The sequence below is a fragment of the Streptomyces luomodiensis genome (genome assembly GCF_031679605.1).
GTDB classification, from domain to species: domain Bacteria; phylum Actinomycetota; class Actinomycetes; order Streptomycetales; family Streptomycetaceae; genus Streptomyces; species Streptomyces luomodiensis.
This window is the reverse complement of record NZ_CP117522.1, coordinates 7,739,584-7,757,938: the sequence shown is the minus strand read 5'-3', so window position 1 is coordinate 7,757,938 and position 18,355 is coordinate 7,739,584. Positions and strand designations below refer to the sequence as shown.

Annotated in this window: 16 protein-coding genes; 10 read left to right on the top strand and 6 right to left on the bottom strand. The window is 72.7% G+C overall.

The features are described from left to right. Positions 1 to 170 precede the first annotated feature (170 nt). The 5 genes from PS467_RS42220 (at position 171) to PS467_RS32740 (ending at position 9,202) form a co-directional block, all read left to right on the top strand. A complete protein-coding gene (locus tag PS467_RS42220; RefSeq protein ID WP_432280666.1) occupies positions 171 to 2,519 on the top strand; it encodes a helix-turn-helix domain-containing protein in 2,349 nt (782 codons plus the stop codon). 253 nt (positions 2,520 to 2,772) lie between these two features. Continuing rightward, positions 2,773 to 4,242, top strand: coding sequence for an aldehyde dehydrogenase family protein (locus tag PS467_RS32755; protein ID WP_311038252.1), 1,470 nt, complete (start codon positions 2,773 to 2,775; stop codon positions 4,240 to 4,242). A 145-nt stretch (positions 4,243 to 4,387) separates the two neighbouring features. Continuing rightward, a complete protein-coding gene (locus PS467_RS32750; RefSeq protein ID WP_311038251.1) occupies positions 4,388 to 5,938 on the top strand; it encodes a GMC family oxidoreductase in 1,551 nt (516 codons plus the stop codon). A gap of 228 nt (positions 5,939 to 6,166) precedes the next feature. Further along, positions 6,167 to 8,131 carry a GDSL-type esterase/lipase family protein gene (locus tag PS467_RS32745; protein ID WP_311038250.1) on the top strand — a complete coding sequence of 655 codons (1,965 nt, stop codon included), beginning with the start codon at positions 6,167 to 6,169 and terminating at the stop codon, positions 8,129 to 8,131. A gap of 105 nt (positions 8,132 to 8,236) precedes the next feature. Beyond that, positions 8,237 to 9,202: an LLM class F420-dependent oxidoreductase gene (locus PS467_RS32740; RefSeq protein WP_311038249.1), complete on the top strand. Its 966-nt coding sequence runs from the start codon at positions 8,237 to 8,239 to the stop codon at positions 9,200 to 9,202. A 40-nt stretch (positions 9,203 to 9,242) separates the two neighbouring features. On the opposite strand, the gene PS467_RS32735 is transcribed toward PS467_RS32740, so the two are convergent. Then, positions 9,243 to 10,151: a LysR family transcriptional regulator gene (locus tag PS467_RS32735; RefSeq protein WP_311038248.1), complete on the bottom strand. Its 909-nt coding sequence runs from the start codon at positions 10,149 to 10,151 to the stop codon at positions 9,243 to 9,245. 208 nt (positions 10,152 to 10,359) lie between these two features. On the opposite strand from PS467_RS32735, the gene PS467_RS42215 reads away from it, so the two are divergent. From PS467_RS42215 to PS467_RS32715, 5 genes are all read left to right on the top strand, one after another. Beyond that, positions 10,360 to 10,440, top strand: coding sequence for a putative leader peptide (locus tag PS467_RS42215; protein WP_361259773.1), 81 nt, complete (start codon positions 10,360 to 10,362; stop codon positions 10,438 to 10,440). 288 nt (positions 10,441 to 10,728) lie between these two features. After that, positions 10,729 to 10,857 carry a hypothetical protein gene (locus tag PS467_RS32730; RefSeq protein ID WP_311040120.1) on the top strand — a complete coding sequence of 43 codons (129 nt, stop codon included), beginning with the start codon at positions 10,729 to 10,731 and terminating at the stop codon, positions 10,855 to 10,857. Positions 10,858 to 10,914: 57 nt separating this feature from the next. Then, positions 10,915 to 11,472 (top strand): NADPH-dependent FMN reductase, encoded by a 558-nt coding sequence (gene ssuE / locus PS467_RS32725; RefSeq protein ID WP_268975297.1) that lies wholly within the window; start codon positions 10,915 to 10,917, stop codon positions 11,470 to 11,472. A 2-nt stretch (positions 11,473 to 11,474) separates the two neighbouring features. Further along, positions 11,475 to 12,674: an SfnB family sulfur acquisition oxidoreductase gene (locus PS467_RS32720; RefSeq protein WP_311038247.1), complete on the top strand. Its 1,200-nt coding sequence runs from the start codon at positions 11,475 to 11,477 to the stop codon at positions 12,672 to 12,674. Between the two features lie 21 nt (positions 12,675 to 12,695). After that, complete coding sequence (locus PS467_RS32715; RefSeq protein ID WP_311038246.1) at positions 12,696 to 13,856, top strand: LLM class flavin-dependent oxidoreductase; 1,161 nt, start codon at positions 12,696 to 12,698, stop codon at positions 13,854 to 13,856. Between the two features lie 78 nt (positions 13,857 to 13,934). Here PS467_RS32715 and PS467_RS32710 read toward each other — a convergent pair whose 3' ends face one another. The 5 genes from PS467_RS32710 to PS467_RS32690 form a co-directional block, all read right to left on the bottom strand. Beyond that, the gene (locus PS467_RS32710) at positions 13,935 to 14,924 is read right to left on the bottom strand and encodes a GntR family transcriptional regulator (RefSeq protein WP_311038245.1); all 990 of its coding nucleotides are present in this window, start codon (positions 14,922 to 14,924) and stop codon (positions 13,935 to 13,937) included. A 61-nt stretch (positions 14,925 to 14,985) separates the two neighbouring features. Beyond that, on the bottom strand, positions 14,986 to 15,282 hold the full coding sequence (locus PS467_RS32705; RefSeq protein WP_311038244.1) for an antibiotic biosynthesis monooxygenase family protein: 297 nt from the start codon (positions 15,280 to 15,282) through the stop codon (positions 14,986 to 14,988). Positions 15,283 to 15,296: 14 nt separating this feature from the next. Further along, positions 15,297 to 15,755, bottom strand: coding sequence for a cupin domain-containing protein (locus tag PS467_RS32700; RefSeq protein WP_311038243.1), 459 nt, complete (start codon positions 15,753 to 15,755; stop codon positions 15,297 to 15,299). 71 nt (positions 15,756 to 15,826) lie between these two features. After that, positions 15,827 to 17,206, bottom strand: a complete 1,380-nt coding sequence (locus PS467_RS32695) for an NAD-dependent succinate-semialdehyde dehydrogenase (protein WP_311038242.1) — start codon at positions 17,204 to 17,206, stop codon at positions 15,827 to 15,829. Further along, positions 17,206 to 18,282 carry an isocitrate/isopropylmalate dehydrogenase family protein gene (locus tag PS467_RS32690; RefSeq protein WP_311038241.1) on the bottom strand — a complete coding sequence of 359 codons (1,077 nt, stop codon included), beginning with the start codon at positions 18,280 to 18,282 and terminating at the stop codon, positions 17,206 to 17,208. The genes PS467_RS32695 and PS467_RS32690 overlap by 1 nt, the downstream gene beginning before the upstream one ends. Between the last annotated feature and the right edge of the window lie 73 nt (positions 18,283 to 18,355).

Genomic DNA, 18,355 nt, shown 5'->3' with positions numbered 1-18,355 from the left:
CGCCACGTGGCCGTGGCCGCTACGGCTGGCGTGGCATTCGGGACGCTGGAATGCCTGCACGTACGCTGACTTGGGGGTATGACAACACCCTGGAACGCGCTCACGAGGAGCTCGCGGGACGCCCGCGGGACGATGCCGCGGCGCCGGGGCCGATATGGGGGGTGGTGGGCGTGGGGAACGCCAAAGAGGTCGAGGACTTCGCCGAACGCTTGCGTGCGCTGAAGGAGCGCTCGGGCCGCAGTTACGGCTCGCTGGCCACGCGTCTGCACGTCAGCGCGTCCACGCTGCACCGCTATTGCAATGGCGACGCGGTCCCGGCGGACTACGCCCCCGTCGAGCGCTTCGCCCGGCTGTGCGGCGCCACTTCTGAGGAACTGCTCGCCCTCCACCGCCGCTGGGTCCGCGCGGACGCCGCCAAACGCCGCGCCCGCGCGGCGGACCGCGAGGCCGACCGTGAGGGCACGGCGTCGGCCCCGCGCGGGGGCGCGGCCGACGCCGTACGCCCGGTCGGCGACGAGGGAGCGGCCGCCGCACGAGGCGGCGTCGACGACGACCCGTCCGACGCGCCTGACGCCCCGTCGGACGCCGCCGGGACCGTCATCGCGAGCCCCGACGCCCGACCGGCCCCTCCTCCCAGTGAGGCCACGGATACCGGGACCGAGAACCTGGCGAAGGCCACCGACACCCGCCCGCCCGCGCACCAAACCGACATCGCGGCCGCCCCCTCACCGGGCCACCCCGCCGTCAGCACCGAGCCGGACCAGACGGCACCCGGCCGTGACGCCACACACCGCCACGGGAACGCATCCCAACGCGGGGACACGGACCGGCACGAGGACACGGACCGGCACCAGGACACGGACCGGCCCAGGACCGCACACCAGCCCCAGGACGCGAACATGTCCGGGAATGCACACCGACACGAGGACGCGGCCCGGCACGAGGACGCGCCCCAGCGCGGCGACGCAGACCGGCACGAGGACACACCCCACCCCCAGGACGCGCACGGGTCCGGCAATGCACCCCAGCCCGAGGACGCATACGGGTCCGGGGATGCACACCGGCACGGCGGCGCGGACCGGCCCAGGACCGAACTCCAGCGCGGGACCGCACACCGGCACGGCGACACACCCCAGCGCGCGGACACGGACCGGCACCAGGACACGGACCGGCCCAGGACCGCACGCCACCACGCCGACGCAGACCGGCACGAGGACACACCCCAGCACGCCGACGCAGACCGGCACGGGGACGCACCCCAACGCGGGACCGCACACCAGCCCGGGAACCCACCCCGGCGCGGAAACACGGACCGGCACGGGGACACACCCCGGCACGGGGACACACCCCGGCACGAGGACGCGCACCAGCCCCAGACCGCACACCAGCCCGGGACCGCACCCCAACGCGGGACCGCACACCGCCCCAGGGGTACCACCGAGCGGGGCGGCGACGGGCGGGGGCCGCGCGGCTTCGGGGGTGGCGTCAAGGCGGAGGCCGGGTCCGTGGCCGGTGGGCGGCGGGGGTTGCGGGCGGTGGCGGGGGGCGGTGGGGAGGCCGTCGTCGGGGCACGGGTGCGGCGGCCGTGGGCGTTGCTGGCCGGGGCCGCCGCCGTCGTCGTGCTCGCCGTCACGGCGGTCGAGGTGCGGCCGCCCGGCGCGGACGGGCGGCAGGACACGGCGGCCTCACCCCCCACCGCCACCGCCCCCTCGTCCGCCCCGTCCGCCGGGCCGACCGCCCGTGGGCGGCTGGACCGTCAGGAGACGAACGGCGACGACGCGTCCGGCGCGCCCCGCGACGGCGCGAAGGGCGAACGCGACGACGAGCGGAAGGCCGGAGGCGCTCCCTCCGGCTCCCCCGGGACCGGCTCGGCCAAGGGGCCGGGCGATGGCGGTTCCACCCGGGCCCCGCTCACCCTCTCCACCCGTTCCCATGTCTGGGAGAACGGCTGCGACCACCGCTATCTCATCGACCGGCCCCCCTCCGAGGTTGCCCCGCCGCCCACCGAGCAGGACGCCCCGACCTGGGCCGCCGCCCATGGCGCGGTGCACGGCGGGACCACCAATGTCGAGGTCACGGTGCAGGGCCGCGCCTCGTCGGCGGTCGTCCTCCAGGCCCTGCACGTACGGGTCGTGGGCCGCCGCGCCCCGCTCGCGTGGTCGTCGTTCGCCATGGAGAACGGCTGTGGGGGCTCCCTCACCCCGCGCGCCTTCTCGGTCGACCTGGACGCCGCCCGTCCGCTGGCCCGCCCCACCGACGGCAATGACGGCGGCGAGCCGATCCCGGCCGTTCGCCTCCCCTACCGGGTTTCGGCCTCCGATCCGGAGGTGCTGCTGGTCAACGCCCGGACGTCCGGCTGCGACTGCAGCTGGTACCTGGAGCTGGACTGGACGAGCGGCGGCCGCTCGGGGACGCTGCGGATCGACGACCACGGCTCGCCGTTCCGCACCAGCGGTGTCAAGGGGCGCCCCGAATACGGGTACGACTACGCCGACGGGGCCTGGCACCAGAGCGGCTGAGCCGAGCACGGTCGGCAGATGGTTTCCCGGGACACCCGTTCCCCCGGCACTCGTTCCCGCGGCACTCGTTCCCGGGAGCCATCGCCTCCCGCCTCGCCCGGAGCTTTCCTCGCCCCGAGCCTCCCCCGCCCGACGCCTTCCGTACGCCGTGCGAGCGGGACCGGCGCCACTTAGGCTCGGTGTGTGGGCCGGCCGGGTGCGTCGACGGATCCACCCCGGGGCCGGCCACCGTCGTCCGAGCCCGGAGGCACCCATGCCGGAGCTGTTCATCGGCGGCCACTGGACGACCGCCCTCGACGGACACAGCCGCGAGGTCCGCTGTCCCGCGGACGGCTCGCTGGTCGCCGTGGTCGACGAGGCGGGGCCCAAGGACGCGGCCGCCGCGGTGGCGGCCGCCCGGGACGCCTTCGACCGCGGGTCCTGGCCCGGCACCCCGGCCGCCGAGCGGGGCGGGCTGCTGCTGCGGGTGGCCGATCTGCTGGTGCGCGAGAAGTCGACGCTCGCCCGCGCCGAGTCCATGGACACCGGGAAACGGCTGGTCGAGAGCGAGTACGACCTGGACGACATCGCGAACTGCTTCCGCTGGTTCGGCGATCTCATCTCCTCCGCCGGCGCCGGGCGGGTGGTGGAGGTGGGCAGTCCGGAGATCGACAGCAGGGTGGTGCACGAACCGGTCGGGGTGTGTGCGCTGATCACGCCGTGGAACTATCCGCTGCTCCAGACGGCCTGGAAGGTGGCGCCCGCGCTGGCCGCCGGGAACACCTTCGTCCTCAAGCCCAGCGAGCTGACCCCGCACACCGCGATCCATCTGATGCGGCTGCTGGCGGAGGCCGGGCTGCCGGGGGGTGCCGCCAATCTGGTCCTCGGCTCGGGGGCCACCGCGGGCGCGCCGCTGGTCACCGACGATCGGGTGGACATGGTGTCCTTCACCGGCGGGGCGGCCACCGGCCGCTGGATCATGGCGGCGGTCGCGCCCACGGTGAAGAAGCTCGCCCTGGAGCTGGGCGGCAAGAACCCCAATGTCGTCTTCACCGACTGCGATTTCGACACGGCCGTCGACTACGCGCTCACGGCGGTGTTCCTGCACTCCGGGCAGGTCTGCTCGGCCGGTGCCCGGCTGCTGGTCCAGCAGCAGCTGCATGACGCGTTCGTCGACGAGATCGTGCACCGGGCCCGGAACATCCGGCTGGGCGGACCGTTCGACGAGCACGCCCGCGCCGGTCCGCTGATCTCCGCCGAGCACCGCCGGAAGATCGCCGACTATGTGGCGGCGGGGATCGACGAGGGCGCGGTGCTGCGCTGCGGCGGGACGCCGCCCGACGACCCGGCGCTGGAGAGGGGCTTCTACTACCTGCCGACCGTCCTGGACGACTGCACCCCGGACATGTCCGTGGTGCAGGAGGAGTCCTTCGGTCCGGTGCTCACCGTGGAGCGGTTCCGGGACGAGGACGAGGCGGTCGCGCTCGGCAACGACACGGTGTACGGCCTGGCGGGCGGGGTGTGGACGCAGGACGCGGAGAAGGCGCACCGGGTGGCGTCCCGGCTGCGGGCCGGGACCGTCTGGATCAACGACTTCCATCCGTATGTCCCGCGGGCCGAGTGGGGCGGGATGAAACAGTCCGGTATCGGCCGTGAGCTGGGCCCGTCGGGGCTGCACGAATACCAGGAGCTCAAGCACGTCTGGCGCAACACCGCGCCCCGCCCGCAGCGGTGGTTCGAGTGAGAGTGACGGCGGCCGGACCTCCCGGACCTCCGTCGGAGCCCCGGCCGGAGGGGTCCTCGCACAACGGCACGGACGACGACGGGTACGGGTGTGCTCGCCGAGCACGCCGCCGTCACCATCCCCCGTGAGAAGAGGCGAGAGGCCCGTGGACGAGTTCGACTATGTGGTGGTCGGCGGCGGTACGGCCGGTTCGGTGGTCGCGGCGCGGCTGTCCGAGGACCCCTCGGTGAGCGTATGCCTGCTGGAGGCGGGCCCGTCGGACCTCGGGGACGACAACGTGCTGCGGCTGAACCGCTGGATGTCGCTGCTGGGGTCCGGCTACGACTGGGACTACCCGGTCGTACCGCAGGAGCGGGGCAACAGCTTTCTGCGCCACGCCCGCGCCAAGGTGCTGGGCGGCTGCTCCTCGCACAACTCCTGCATCGCCTTCTGGGCGCCCGCCGAGGACCTCGACGAATGGGCGGCCATGGGACTGGACGGCTGGTCGGCCGCCGACTGCTTCCCGCTCTTCCGGCGCCTGGAGGACAACGACGCGCCCGGCGACCACCACGGCCGCGACGGCCCGGTCAGGATCCGCACCGTGCCGCCGGAGGACCCGTGCGGCCGGGCGGTGCTGACGGCCTGCGAGGAGGCGGGCATCCCGGTCACCCCGTTCAACACCGGCACGACGGTGCTGCGCGGCGCCAACTGGTTCCAGATCAACGCCCGCGAGGACGGCACCCGCTGCTCCGCCTCGGTCGCCTACCTCCATCCCGTCATGGACTCCCGGCCCAATCTGCGGGTGCGTACCGAACTGCGGGCCAAACGGCTGGTTCTGGACGAGGACCGGCGCTGTGTCGGGGTGGACTACCTCCCTCCCGATCTGGTCCGCACCCTGCGGGTGCACGCCCGGCGCGAGGTCATCGTCTCGTGCGGCGCCATCGACACCCCGAAGCTGCTGATGCTCTCCGGCATCGGCCCAGCCGCGCATCTGCGGGAGTCGGGGGTGGAGGTGCTGGTGGACTCCCCCGGTGTCGGGCAGAACCTCCAGGACCACCCCGAGGGCGTCATCATGTGGAACGCCGAGCAGCCCATGGTCACCACCTCCACCCAGTGGTGGGAGATCGGCATCTTCGCCGCCACCGAGTCCGGCCTGGACCGCCCCGATCTGATGTTCCACTACGGTGCGGTGCCCTTCGACCTGAACACCTACCGCCGCTCCTATCCCACCTCGGAGAACGCCTTCTGTCTCACCCCGAACGTCACCCGCGCCCGCTCCCGGGGCACCGTGCGGCTGGCCAGCCGGGACTTCCGCGACAAGCCGCGGGTGGACCCGCGCTACTTCACCGACGGCTACGACATGGAGATCATGACCCGCGGTCTGCTGCTCGCCCGCAAGATCGCCGCCCGGCCCGCACTGGCCCTGTGGGCGGGCGCCGAGCTGGCTCCCGGGCCCGATGTGCACAGCGACGACGAGCTGGCCGGTTATGTCCGCGAGACCCACAACACCGCCTACCACCCGGCGTGCACCGTGCGGATGGGCCCGCCCGAGGACCCGGACGCGCCGCTCGATCCGCAGCTGAGGGTCAAGGGCGTGCGGGGGCTGCGGGTCGCGGACGGCTCCGCCATGCCGTTCCTCATCGCCGTCAATCCGTGCGTCACGACGATGATGATCGGCGAGAAGTGCGCGGACATGCTCGTGCGGCGGCATCCCTGAAGAGGTTCGCTGTGGGTCCGCCGTGGACTTACGCCGTGAACGTCCGCCGTGGACGACCATCGCCGCACACCTTGACGTTGAACCGATTCAGAGCTTCCATCGTGGAGCCACGGACGCCTGGGAGCGCTCCCAGGCAGCAGCCATCACCTCCTCGAGGGGACCCTCATGCCATCGATCCCGCACGCCTCGCCCGCCTCACGTTCCTTACGCACGCTCTTCGTTCTTGTCATGACCGCGTCGCTCTGCGCACTGGGGGTCGGCCTCGGCGCCACCGCACGGGCGTCGGCTCCGGCGGCGGCCCCGGCGGCGACCCCGGCGGCGGCCCTGGGGGACGGCTCAGTCACCGACCCCAACATCGTCTACACCGGCCGCTGGGACCTGAGCTCCGCCACCGCCGCCGTCCCCAACTGGACCGGCGGCTACCTCCAGACCGCGTTCACCGGCACCACGGTGAAGATCAAGGCCCGGGAGGCGGTGAACTTCTACGCGAGCGTCGACGGCGGCGCCGACGTCTTCTACGCGGGCGTCAAGGGCACCGTCACCCTCACCCCCCAGCCGCTGCCCCAGGGCACCCACACCCTCCGGGTCTCCTACCGCTCCGGCGACACCGTCTTCCAGGGCCTGGTCCTGGACGCGGGCGCGGGCACCGTCGCTCCTCGGGTGCCGTCCGGGCTCCTCGAGTTCGTGGGCGACTCCATCACCGCGGGCGCCCTCACCGACCGGCTCGCGCTGGACTCGTACGGCTGGAAGACCGGCGAGCTGCTGGGCATGCGGCACACCCAGATCGCCCGCTCGGGCTACTGCCTGGTGGGCAAGGACGGCTGCGTGGGACTGGCCACGCAGTTCTTCAAGACGGCCTCGACCGGCGATCAGAACTGGGACTTCTCCCGCTACCAGGCGAGCGCGGTCGTCATCAACCTGGGCACCAATGACATCGGGCACGGTGTCACGGGCGCCGAGTTCCAGTCGGCGTACACCACTTTGCTGCGCGACATCCGCGCGACGTACCCGAACGCGGCCCTCTTCGCCGTACAGACCCTCAAGAAGCGCTATGTGACGGAGACCAAGGCGGCCGTGAGCGCGCGCAACGCGGCGGGCGACGCCCGGGTGCGCTACGTGGACACCACCGGCTGGCTCACCGACGGCACCGACTACGAGGACGGCAACGGCCACCCCAACGAGGCCGGGCACACCAAGTTCGCGGACCGCCTGGCCCCGGTCATCGCCGCCGACGTGGGCGCCGCCGCCACCAAGGCGGCCGCCGTCGCCCCCGGCCAGCCGGGCGACCCCAACATCAGGTTCACCGGCCGCTGGGACACCCGGAGTTCGGCCACCGCCTACACCCCCTACTGGGCGGGCGCCTACTTCCGCACCGGCTTCACCGGCCGCACCGTGGGGCTCAAACAGCGGAACGCGATCGACCTGTGGGTCAGCATCGACGGCGGCCCCGCCACCTTCTACGACGAGGCCAAGGGCACGGTGAACCTCACCCCGACCCCGCTGTCGGCCGGAAACCACACCCTCCAGGTCAACTACCAGGTGGTCGCGGGCTCCTACCACGGTGACGCGGTCTTCCAGGGCCTGACCCTGGACAGCGGCGCCACCACCTTCGCCCCGCCGGCCCCGGAGAAGCTGATCGAATTCGTCGGCGACTCGATCACGGTGGGCACCACCACCTCGCAGAACGCCCGCACCGCCTACGGCTGGCTCATCGGCGAGCGGCTCGGCGCCGACCACACCCAGATCGCCCAGGGCGGCGCCGCACTCGTCGACACGGCGGACGACCGGATGAGCCTGGAGCAGCAGTTCACCAAGCTGAACCCGAACGCCGCCACCCCCGACTGGGACTTCTCCCGCTACCAGGCGGACGCGGTGGTCATCAACCTCGGCACCAACGACGTGGGCCGCGGGGTCGGCTCGGCGCAGTTCCAGGCCGCCTACGCCAGCCTGCTGCGCAAGGTCCGCACCGCCTACCCGGACGCGTGGATCTTCGCGCTGCGCACCTTCAGCGGCCGGTTCGGCACCGAGACCCAGGCCGCCGTCACCGCTTCCGGCGACACCCGGGTCTCCTACGTCGACACCACCGGCTGGCTCGCCTCCGACGACCTTTCCGACTCCGTCCACCCCAACGACAAGGGCCACCGCACCATCACCGACCGCCTGGCCCCCGTCATCTCCGCCAGGCTCGGCTGACGGCTACGCCGGGTGAGCCGCCGCCGCACGCCGTGACCAGTCGTTTCCCGCCCCGGAAGCCGGTTTGGGACGTTTGGGAGCCGGGCCGGACGGTACTCGTGGGCCATGGTTCGATGGGGATACACGATGATGACCGAGCAGGCCGGTCCACGTCAGCTCGTCGACGACGTGGTCCGGGCCGAGCAGGTCGGGTTCGACTTCTCGGTGACCTCCGACCACTACTTCCCGTGGCTGGCCTCCCAGGGACACGCGCCCTACGCCTGGAGCGTGCTGGGTGCCGCCGCGCAGGCCACCTCCTCGATCCCGCTGACGACGTATGTCACCTGCCCCACCGTGCGCTACCACCCGGCGGTGGTCGCCCAGAAGGCGGCGACGCTCCAACTGCTGTCCGAGGGGCGGTTCCGGCTGGGGCTCGGGTCCGGCGAGAACCTGAACGAGCACGTGGTCGGCCAGGGCTGGCCGTCGGCGGATGTGCGGCAGGAGATGCTGCAAGAGGCGATCGAGATCATCCGCGCGCTGTTCGCCGGCGGCTATGTCACCCACCACGGCACCCACTACGACGTCGACTCGGCCAAGCTGTGGGACCTGCCGGACCAGCCGCCGCCCATCGGCCTCGCCGTCTCCGGGCGGCAGTCCTGCCTGCTGGCCGGGCAGCTGGCCGACATCCTGATCGCGACGGAGCCGAAGTCCGAGCTGGTGGCGGAGTTCGACCGCAACGGCGGCAGCGGGAAGCCGCGGATCGGACAGATCCCGGTCTGCTACGACCCCGACCGGGACGCGGCGATCGCCCGCGCCCATGACCAGTTCCGCTGGTTCGGGAGCGGCTGGAAGGTCAACTCGGAGCTGCCGGGGCCGGCCTCCTTCGCGGGCGCCACCCAGTTCGTACGGCCCGAGGACGTGGCCGCGTCCATTCCGTGCGGCGACGACATCGGGGAGTTCACCGAGCGGATCAGGCCCTACGTGGACGCGGGCTTCACGGACGTCGCCCTCGTCCAGATCGGCGGCGACCACCAGCGGCCGTTCCTGGACTGGGCCGAGAAGCAACTGCTGCCCGCGCTCAGGGAGCTGTAGCCCGCGCAGGCGGTCGTTGCCGCGTCGGCGTCGTAGCCGCTCAGGGCGTCGTCCCCGCGCGCCGTACGAAGAGCTGGTGCAGATCGCGGACGGCGCGCGGGACCGAGCCCGAGCGGCGGCGCTGGATCACCAGCGCCACCTCGGTGGCCTCGCCGTCCGCGAGCGGCCGGTAGGTGATCGCGCCGCCGCGCTCCAGGGGGTCGCCGATGACGCTGAAGTCGGGCAGCACGGTGACGCCGAGCCCCTCGGCGACCATCAGCTTGCCCATCTCGGCCCCGTCGGTGGAGTACGAGAAGGACGGGGTGCGCCCGGCCAGCAGCCGGTGGATGAAACGGTGCATGAGATAGCCGGAGCGCATGACGATCAGCGGCTCCCGCTCGTCCAGCAGATCCGCCACGCTCACCGTCGGCCGGGCCGCCAGCGGGCTGTCGGGGCGCAGACAGACCACCGGGCGGCCGCGCAGCAGCTCGGTGGTCTCCAGCGCGGGCGGGACGTCGTCCCCCTGGAGGTAGTTGACCAGGCCCAGGTCGAAACTCCCCTCCAGCAGCGCCCGGTGGATCTCGGCCTGCTGCGCGGCCACCACCTCGACCTGGGTCACCGGGTGCGTCGCGCGGAACTCCCGGACGGCCGGGATCAGCAGCGGGACGGTCGCGGTGTTGACCGTGCCCAGCCGGATCATCCGGCTGACCCGGTGCTGGTCGCCGGCCGCGCCGCGCAGCCGGTCGACGGCCTCGATGACGCTGACGATATGCGGCAGCAGCTCCCGTCCCTCGGCGCTGATCGTGGCGCCGGAGCGCTTGCGCTCCAGCAGGTCCACGCCGAGTTCGCGTTCCAGATTGCGCACCGTCTCGCTGAGCGCGGGCTGGGACAGATGCAGTTCCTCGGCGGCGCGGCGGAGCGAGCCGAGGCGGGTGACCGCGGCGATGTATTCCAGCTGTTCGATACGCACACGCCGCAGAATGCCCGTCCCGGTCCGCGCCGTTCAAGGGGATCCCTATCACGGTCTCATGAATACCGACTCACTCCCCGGCCCGCCTCCCGGGTAATCTCGAAGCAGGCACCGCGGAATTTCCGCAGCCCAGTCCATGCGTCCGCGATATGGAATACGCCCCGGGCGTTCTTGACCGGCAGGACTTCCCCCTGGTTGGATCGGTGACATGAAGCGACAGGACCTCACGCGGCGACGCCACGTCGACCTCGCGCGTGTCTCCAGCGCGTTCTGTTGCTGTCCGGGCTGACCTGCCATCGGGTCCGAGCGAGCGCTGAGGGTCCGCCTCCGCTTCACTGCCCCTCGCCTCCCATGATCGGGAAAGGCTTCTAGGGCCCTTCTTCCGCAAAGTCCCGCAGAGCCCCGCAAAGCCCCGCGGGAAGGGTCCCGGCCGCCGCTCGAGGAAATGCGGCCGCCCCGCCCCGGCGCTCGTCCCCTTCGCGCCGCCCGATCTTTCCCCGCCCCGTCCGCGATGAATTCCGCTCGACGCCGTGGCGCCGATTCCCCATGCCCGTATTCGTTCCACCGGGAGTTCCGCATGCCCGCAGCACCCCTGCGTTTCGCCTATTGGGTGCCCAAGGAGGTGGAGTACTTCGGCAAGCGGGTGCTGCCCCTGGTCCGCGAGCTGGAGGCGCGGCTGCCGGAGCCCGAGCCCGCACTGTCCTGACCGCCGCCGCGGTCCCCTCCCGTCCCCCTGCCCCGACCGCACCACGAAGGGTTGCTCATGGCCACCGTCCTGTCCCTCTCCGGCTCCCCCTCCGCCACCTCCCGCACCGCCCGGCTGCTGCGCCACCTGGACGCCCGGCTGACCGCCCAGGGCCATGAGGTGATCCCGCTCGACGTACGCACCCTCCCCGCCACCGCGCTGCTCGGCGCGGACTTCTCGCACCCGGCCATCGTGCGGGCCAAGGCGCTGGTGGAGCAGGCGGACGGGGTCGTGGTGGGGACGCCGGTCTACAAGGCGGCCTACTCCGGGCTGCTGAAGTCCCTGCTGGATCTGCTGCCGCAGTACGCGCTCACCGGCAAGACCGTGCTGCCGCTGGCCACCGGCGGCAGCGTGGCCCATGTGCTGGCCATCGACTACGCGCTGCGGCCGGTGCTGTCCTCCATGGGCGCGTCCCATATCGTCCAGGGCTGGTTCACCCTCGACAAGGACATCACGGTCGAGCCGGACGGCGGGGTGCGTGTGGCGGCCGGGGCCGCCGAGGCGCTGGAGCAGGTGGTCGACCAGTTCTCGGCGGCGCTCGGCCCGCACCCGACCGTGCTGGCGGCGGCGAGCTGACCATGTCGCCCCTGCCCGAGCCCGCCCATGTCATCGCCGATGACACCGAGGCGCTGAAGGTGGCCGCGGCGCTGGCCGAGGAGTTCCGTACGGGCGCCGCCGAGCGCGACGCGCGGCGCCGGCTGCCGCGTGCCGAACTGGACCGGCTGTCCGCGTCCGGACTGCTGGGGATCACCGTCCCGGCCGGGCACGGCGGCGCGGACGTCGCCGCGGTGACCCTCGCCGAGGTGTTCCGGCTGCTCGCCGCCGCCGACGCCAGCCTCGCCCAGATCCCGCAGAGCCACTTCGTGTACATCAACGTGCTGCGCCGACAGGGCACGCGGGCGCAGCGGGAGTTCTTCTTCGGCGAGGTGCTGGCGGGCAAGCGGTTCGGCAACGCCCAGTCGGAGGCGGGCACCCGGCACGTCCAGGACATCCGCACCCGGCTGGACCCCGGCGCCGCCGGCTCGTACACCCTGACCGGTGTCAAGCACTACTCCACCGGCGCGCTGTTCGCCGACTGGATCCCGGTGCTGGCCCGGGGCGAGAACGACGACCTCCAGGTGGCCTATGTGCCCAGGGACGCGCCCGGTCTGACCGTCGTGGACGACTGGGATGGCATGGGCCAGCGGACGACCGCGAGCGGCACCGTCCGGCTGGCGGCCGTGCCGGTGCCGGCCGACCGGGTCGTACCGCACCACCTCACCTTCCGCGGGCCCCAACTGCACGGCGCGGTCGCGCAGTTGCTGCACGCGGCGATCGACGCGGGGATCGCCTCGGGGGCGCTGGCGGAGGCGGTCACCTTCGTCCGCACCAAGAGCCGCCCCTGGTTCGAGAGCGGTGTGGACACCGCCGCCGAGGATCCGCTGCTCATCCAGCGCTTCGGCGAACTGGCCCTCCAGATCCGTGGCGCCGAGGCCCTGCTGGCGGCCGCCGCCCGAGCGGTGGACGCCGCACGGGCCCGCCTCGACGACGACACCGCCGCCGAGGCGTCGATCGCGGTGGCCGCGGCGAAGGTGGCGGCGGCGAACGCGGCCGTGGAGACGGGCAGTTCGCTGTTCGAGGTCGCCGGCACCCGCTCGGCCCTGGACACCCTGGGCCTGCACCGCCACTGGCGGGACGCCCGTACCCACACCCTGCACGACCCGGCCCGCTGGAAGATCCAGCACATCGGCCGCTATGTGCTGAGCGGAACGAAACCACCCCGGCACGGGCTGCTGTAGCCCTCTGAACGGAGTCGCACCATGTCCCTCACCTTCCACTGGTTCCTGCCCACCAACGGTGACAGCCGCCACGTCGTCGGCGGCGGCCACGGCACGCCCGTCACATCGGCCGGCGGGGACCGCCCGCCGTCCGTCGGCTATCTCGCCCAGATCGCCCGCGCCGCCGAGCACCTCGGCTTCGTGGGCGCGCTCACCCCGACCGGCGCCTGGTGCGAGGACGCCTGGCTGACCACCGCGATGGTCAGTCAGCACACCGAGCGGCTGAAGTTCCTGGTCGCCTTCCGCCCCGGCTTCCTCTCGCCCACCTTCGCCGCCCAGATGGCCTCCACCTACCAGCGGCAGTCCGGCGGGCGGCTGCTGCTCAACGTGGTCACCGGCGGGGAGAGCCAGGAGCAGCGCGCCTACGGCGACTTCCTCGACAAGGACGCCCGCTACGCCCGCACCGGCGAGTTCCTGAGCATCGTCCGCGACCTGTGGGACGGCAAGACCGTCGACCTCGCCGGTGAACACCTCCACGTCGAGGGCGCCAAGCTGAACCGGCTCCCCGACCCGGTCCCGGAGATCTACTTCGGCGGCTCCTCCTCCGCCGCCGGCCAGGTCGCCGCCCGCCACGCCGACGTCTACCTCACCTGGGGCGAACCCCCCGCCCAGGTCGCGCAGAAGATCGCCTGGATCCGCTCGCTCGCCGCCGAGCAGGGCCGCACGGTCCGCTTCGGCATCCGGCTGCACGTCATCACCCGCGACACCGCCGAGCAGGCGTGGGCGGAGGCACGGCGGCTGCTGGACGGCTTCGGCCCGGAGACCGTCCGCTCCATCCAGACCGGCCTCGGCCGCAGCGAGTCCGAGGGCCAGCGGCGCATGCTCGCCCTGCACGGCGGCAGCCTGGACAACCTCGAGATCCACCCCAACCTCTGGGCCGGTATCGGCCTGGTCCGCGGCGGCGCGGGCACGGCGCTGGTGGGCAGCCACGCCGAGGTCGCCGAGCGGATCGCCGAATACCACGGCATCGGCATCGACGAATTCATCCTCTCCGGCTATCCGCACCTGGAGGAGGCGTACTGGTTCGGCGAAGGCGTCCTGCCCCTGCTGCGCCGCCAGGGCCTGTGGTCCCACCCCTTCCACCCCGCCCCGGCCCGACAGCCCACCGCGCAGGTGCCGTTCGCGGGGGCGGGCAGCTCCTGAACGGTGGCGCGCCCGCGGTGCTTCCGCGGGCGCGCGAGGCGCAGTGCGCGGCGGCGGGGCCGGAAGGGTGGGCGGCCGTCAGGCGATGTCCCCTGGCGCGTCCGTGTCCGTCTTCTCCTTGCTGACGGTGGTCAGGTGCTCCCTGAGCGCCTCCGACGCCTCGGCGCGCTGTTCCACCAGCAGGAGGTCGGCGATCCGCACATGCTCGGCGCAGCGGACGACGGCGCGGTCACGTTTGAGGGAGCGGCGGTATTCGATCAGCCGGCGCAGGCGGTCGACGCGGCGGAGGCCGTCGATGAAGAAGGAGTTGTGGCTGCAGCCCATGACGACCTCGTGGAAGCGGCTGTTGAGGTCGTACAGCTGCGCGTTGCCGATGGTCCAGATGTCGCCGTCGACGAGGCGTTGCTGCTGGGCGCGGACGGTTTCCAGCGCGTCGCGGTCGAGGACGAAGCCGGGTTCGAGGACGGCGGCGGGTTCGATGGTCAGGCGGAAGCGGTAGCTGTCCTGGTAGGCGTCCATCGAGGTGAGCATGGGCTGGAACTCCCAGCCGTAGCCGGGCAGCCGGTCGATCCAGCCCTCGACGGCGATGCGGCGCAGGATGTGGGCGAGTTGGCCCGGCGGGAGGTCGTAGCGGCGGGCGAGGGCGTTCTCGGTGACGCGGTCGGGCAGCCGGCCGTCGAGGCGGTCCGCGGCGATGCGCAGATAGCTCGCCTCGATGTCGTCCTCGGCGGGCGGGACCGTGGCCGTCCGGGTCAGGGCCTCGCCGGTCAGTGCCACGGTGAAGCCGCCGCGCGCGGCCGGCGCGACCACGCCCTCGTCCGCCAGCAGCCGCAGGGCCTGGCGGACGGGCGAGCGGGAGACCTTCAGCAGGTCGGCGAGGTTGCGCTCGACCAGCCGGGTGCCCTCCGGCAGACCGCCGGTGGCGATGTGTTCCACGATGCGGGCGGCCGTCTGCCGGGTCAGCGGTGTCGCCCCCTGGCCCGCGCCGCCGCCCGCACCGTGCACGCCGTCCGCACCGTCCGCGCCGTCCGCGCCGGGTGTCCGCTTCCGCGCTGGTGGCGGGTTCATCGCTGGCGCCTCCGCAGGGGTGGCCGGGGCTGGCCGGGACCGGTGCGATCCCGGCCGCCGGTCATGGGGCAAGGACGGAGTATACGTGTTCGACCTGCGGCGGAGCGGCGAAGTACGGGCCGGCGAGGGCCCGCCACCGGGCGAAGCCCTCGGACTCGCGGAAGGTCACGGTGTGGTGTTCGACGGTCTCCCACCGCACCATGAGCCGGTAGCGGGACGGCTGCTCGACGCCGCGGTGCAGATCGACTCCGTCGCAGCCGTCCGCCGCGAGGAAGAGTGGGAGGGCCTCCGTCACGGCCTTCTCGAACTCCTCCTCGCTCCCGGGCCGGACCTCGATCTGGGCGATCTCCGTGATCATGTTCTGGTCCGTCCTCAGCTCGTCGTGCCGGTGGGCTTGGTGTGCTCGGCGTCGACCCGGGCGGTGACGCCGGTCTCCACGAGGGTGCGGGTGGCGTCCACCGAGGCGTAGATCCACAGGATCCGCATCGGCGCGGTGTCCGAGGCGTTGCGGAAGCGGTGCGGGGTGCCGGCGGCCACGTAGGTGGTGTCGAAGCGGGTCACGTGGTGCTCGGTGCCGTCGATCTCCACGATGGCGTCGCCTTCGAGGATGGTGACGCTCTCGGGGCAGTTGTGGGTGTGCAGGGGAATGCCCGCGCCGCCCTCGAAGAGGGTCTGGCCGGTCAGAAAGACCTCGGCGCCGACCGCCCGGGTGACCAGCGGAATGGTACGGGCGCCGCCACCGCGGCTGAAGGCGGTCAGCTCCGCGGGGCGCAGCACGGCGGGGGCGAAGCCGCCGCAGCAGGGCCGGTCGGGGACGGGGGTGGAGCTCATGCGCGGTGTCTCCCTCTCTGGTCGGGTGGGGGTGGTGCTTCGGTACGTGTGGTTGTTCATGTGCGACGCGGTCAGGCGGCCGGGTCCGGGTGGTTGATGCACACGGTCTTGGTGTTGACGAACTCGCGGATGCCCTCGGCGCCCAGTTCACGGCCGTAGCCGGACTTCTTGATGCCGCCGAAGGGCAGGCGCGGATCGGAGGCGACCATGCCGTTGACGAAGACCGCTCCGGCGTCCAGGACACGGGCGAGCCGGCGGGCGCGGTCGAGGTCGCCCGTCCACAGGGCGGCGCCGAGGCCGTACTCGGTCCGGTTGGCCAGGGCGATCGCCTCGTCGGCGTCGGCGACGCGGGTGATGGCGGCGACGGGGCCGAAGGTCTCCTCGTCGAAGGCGGCCATGCCGGGCCGGACGTGGTCCAGGACGGTGGGCGGGTAGTAGCAGCCCGGACCGTCGGGGATCTCGCCCCCGAGGGCGAGCACGGCGCCCGCGGCGAGGGTGCGGGTGACCTGGTCGTGCAGGGTGTCGCGGAGGTTGGCACGGGCCATGGGGCCGATCGCGGTGTCCGGGTCGGCCGGGTCGCCGACCTTCAGGGCCGCCGCCGCGGCGGTGAACGCGGCCACGAACTCATCGGCCACCCGCTCCTCGACGAGGAACCGCTTGGCGTTGACGCAGGACTGACCGGCGTTGAGGTACCGGGCCCCGACGGCGGTGGCGGCGGCCCGCGCGATATCGGCGTCGGCCAGGACGACGAACGGGTCGGAGCCGCCGAGTTCGAGCACCTGCTTCTTCAGGACGGCCGCGGCCTGGGCGGCGACGATCGCGCCCACCTCGGTGGAGCCGGTGAGGGTGACCGCGGCGACGCGCGGATCGGCGATCAGACCCGCCACCTGGTCGACCTCGATCAGCAGGGTCCGGCACAGGCCCTCGGGGGCACCGGCCTCGCGGACGACCTCCTCGACGGCGAGCGCGCACTGCGGCACGTTGCCCGCGTGCTTGAGCAGGGCGCCGTTGCCCGCCGCCAGCGCGGGGGCGGCGAACCGGAAGAACTGCCAGAACGGGTAGTTCCAGGGCATCACCGCGAGGACGACGCCCAGCGGGTCGTAGACGACGGCGCTCTCGGTGGCGCCGGCGGCGACCGGCCGGTCCGCGAGCTGGGCCGGGGCGTGCTCGGCGTAGTACTCGCAGGTCACCGCGCACTTCTCGATCTCCGCGCGGGCCTCGGTGATCGGCTTGCCCATCTCGGCGGTGATCAGCGCCGCGTAGCCGTCCCGTCCCTCGCGCAGCACACGGGCCATCTCGCGCAGCAGGGGGGTGCGGTCGGTGATGGCGCGTCGGCGCCACGCGGCCTGGGCGTGGGCCGCCGCGTCGAGGACAGCGTCCACCTCCTGGTCCGACTGCGGCTGGTAGCGGGCGAGTTCGGCGCCGGTGGCGGGGTTGCTGGAAATGATCATCAGGCGGTTTCTCCAGTGCGCTCGATGACACGGCGGATCTCGGCGCCGAAGTCGGTGGTACCGAGGGTGCCGCCGATGTCGCGGGTGCGGGTGGCGGGGTTGTCGAGGGTGGTGTCCACCGCGGCGGTGATCACCGCGGCGGCGCGGACGAGCCGGTCGTCGCCGTCGCGCCGGCCGCGCCAGTCCAGCAGCATCGCGGCGGACAGGATCAGCGACGTGGGGTTGGCGATGCCCTGACCGGCGATGTCGGGAGCCGAGCCGTGCTGGGCCTGGGCCACGCACAGGGTGTCGCTCGCGTTGATGGAGCCACCGAGGCCGAGGCTGCCGGAGAGTTCGGACGCCTCGTCGGAGAGGATGTCGCCGAACATGTTCGTCGTCACGATCACGTCGAACCGCTCCGGGCTGCGGATCAGCAGCGCCGCGGTGGCGTCCACGATCAGCTCTTCCAGCTCCACGTCGGGGAACTCGGCGGCCACCTCGCGCACCTCGCGCAGGAACAGTCCGTCCGACAGCTTGACCACATTGGCCTTGTGGACGGCGGTGACCTTCTTACGGCGTCCCCGGGCCAGTTCGAAGGCCGCGCGGGCCACCCGCCGGCTGGCCTCGGCGGTGACCTTCCGGATGGAGAAGGCGTGGTCCTCGTCGGGCATGAACTCACCGGCGCCCGCGTACATGTTGCGGTCGGAGTAGAAGCCCTCGGTGTTCTCGCGGACGATGACCAGGTCCATCGGGGTGCGCAGAACGCTCAGGTCGGGGCGGGAGACGCAGGGGCGGACGTTGGCGAACAGCCGGAAGCGGGTGCGCAGTTCGGCGGACGGGTTGATGCCGCCCTCGGCGCGCGGCGGATAGTCGTAGTGCGAGACCGGGCCGAGCAGCACACCGTCGGCGCGCGGGACGCGGTCCAGCACCTCGTCCGGCAGGGTGGAGCCGGAGGCGGCCAGCGAGGCGAGGCCGATGTCGTGGGTGTCGTACGTCAGCCCCAGTCCGAGCCGCTTGTCCACGGCGTTCAGCACGTCGAGGGTGGCCGCGGTGATCTCGGGCCCGATGCCGTCGCCGGGCAGTACCAGGATGTTCACGGATTGCCTTTCCTGTTCCAGGGTGTGGGGGGTGTGCGAGGGGTGTGGGCGGGGGGCTGTGGGCGGGGCGCTG

What these genes read in the sequence shown, in the direction of transcription:
- PS467_RS32755 (WP_311038252.1), top strand. Translation starts at nt 2,773, where the DNA reads ATGCCGGAGCTGTTCATCGGCGGCCACTGGACGACCGCCCTCGACGGA.
- PS467_RS32745 (WP_311038250.1), top strand. Translation starts at nt 6,167, where the DNA reads ATGACCGCGTCGCTCTGCGCACTGGGGGTCGGCCTCGGCGCCACCGCA.
- PS467_RS32740 (WP_311038249.1), top strand. Translation starts at nt 8,237, where the DNA reads ATGGTTCGATGGGGATACACGATGATGACCGAGCAGGCCGGTCCACGT.
- PS467_RS42215 (WP_361259773.1), top strand. Translation starts at nt 10,360, where the DNA reads ATGAAGCGACAGGACCTCACGCGGCGACGCCACGTCGACCTCGCGCGT.
- PS467_RS32730 (WP_311040120.1), top strand. Translation starts at nt 10,729, where the DNA reads ATGCCCGCAGCACCCCTGCGTTTCGCCTATTGGGTGCCCAAGGAGGTG.
- ssuE (WP_268975297.1), top strand. Translation starts at nt 10,915, where the DNA reads ATGGCCACCGTCCTGTCCCTCTCCGGCTCCCCCTCCGCCACCTCCCGC.
- PS467_RS32720 (WP_311038247.1), top strand. Translation starts at nt 11,475, where the DNA reads ATGTCGCCCCTGCCCGAGCCCGCCCATGTCATCGCCGATGACACCGAG.
- PS467_RS32715 (WP_311038246.1), top strand. Translation starts at nt 12,696, where the DNA reads ATGTCCCTCACCTTCCACTGGTTCCTGCCCACCAACGGTGACAGCCGC.
- PS467_RS32710 (WP_311038245.1), bottom strand. Translation starts at nt 14,924, where the DNA reads ATGAACCCGCCACCAGCGCGGAAGCGGACACCCGGCGCGGACGGCGCG.
- PS467_RS32705 (WP_311038244.1), bottom strand. Translation starts at nt 15,282, where the DNA reads ATGATCACGGAGATCGCCCAGATCGAGGTCCGGCCCGGGAGCGAGGAG.
- PS467_RS32700 (WP_311038243.1), bottom strand. Translation starts at nt 15,755, where the DNA reads ATGAGCTCCACCCCCGTCCCCGACCGGCCCTGCTGCGGCGGCTTCGCC.
- PS467_RS32695 (WP_311038242.1), bottom strand. Translation starts at nt 17,206, where the DNA reads ATGATCATTTCCAGCAACCCCGCCACCGGCGCCGAACTCGCCCGCTAC.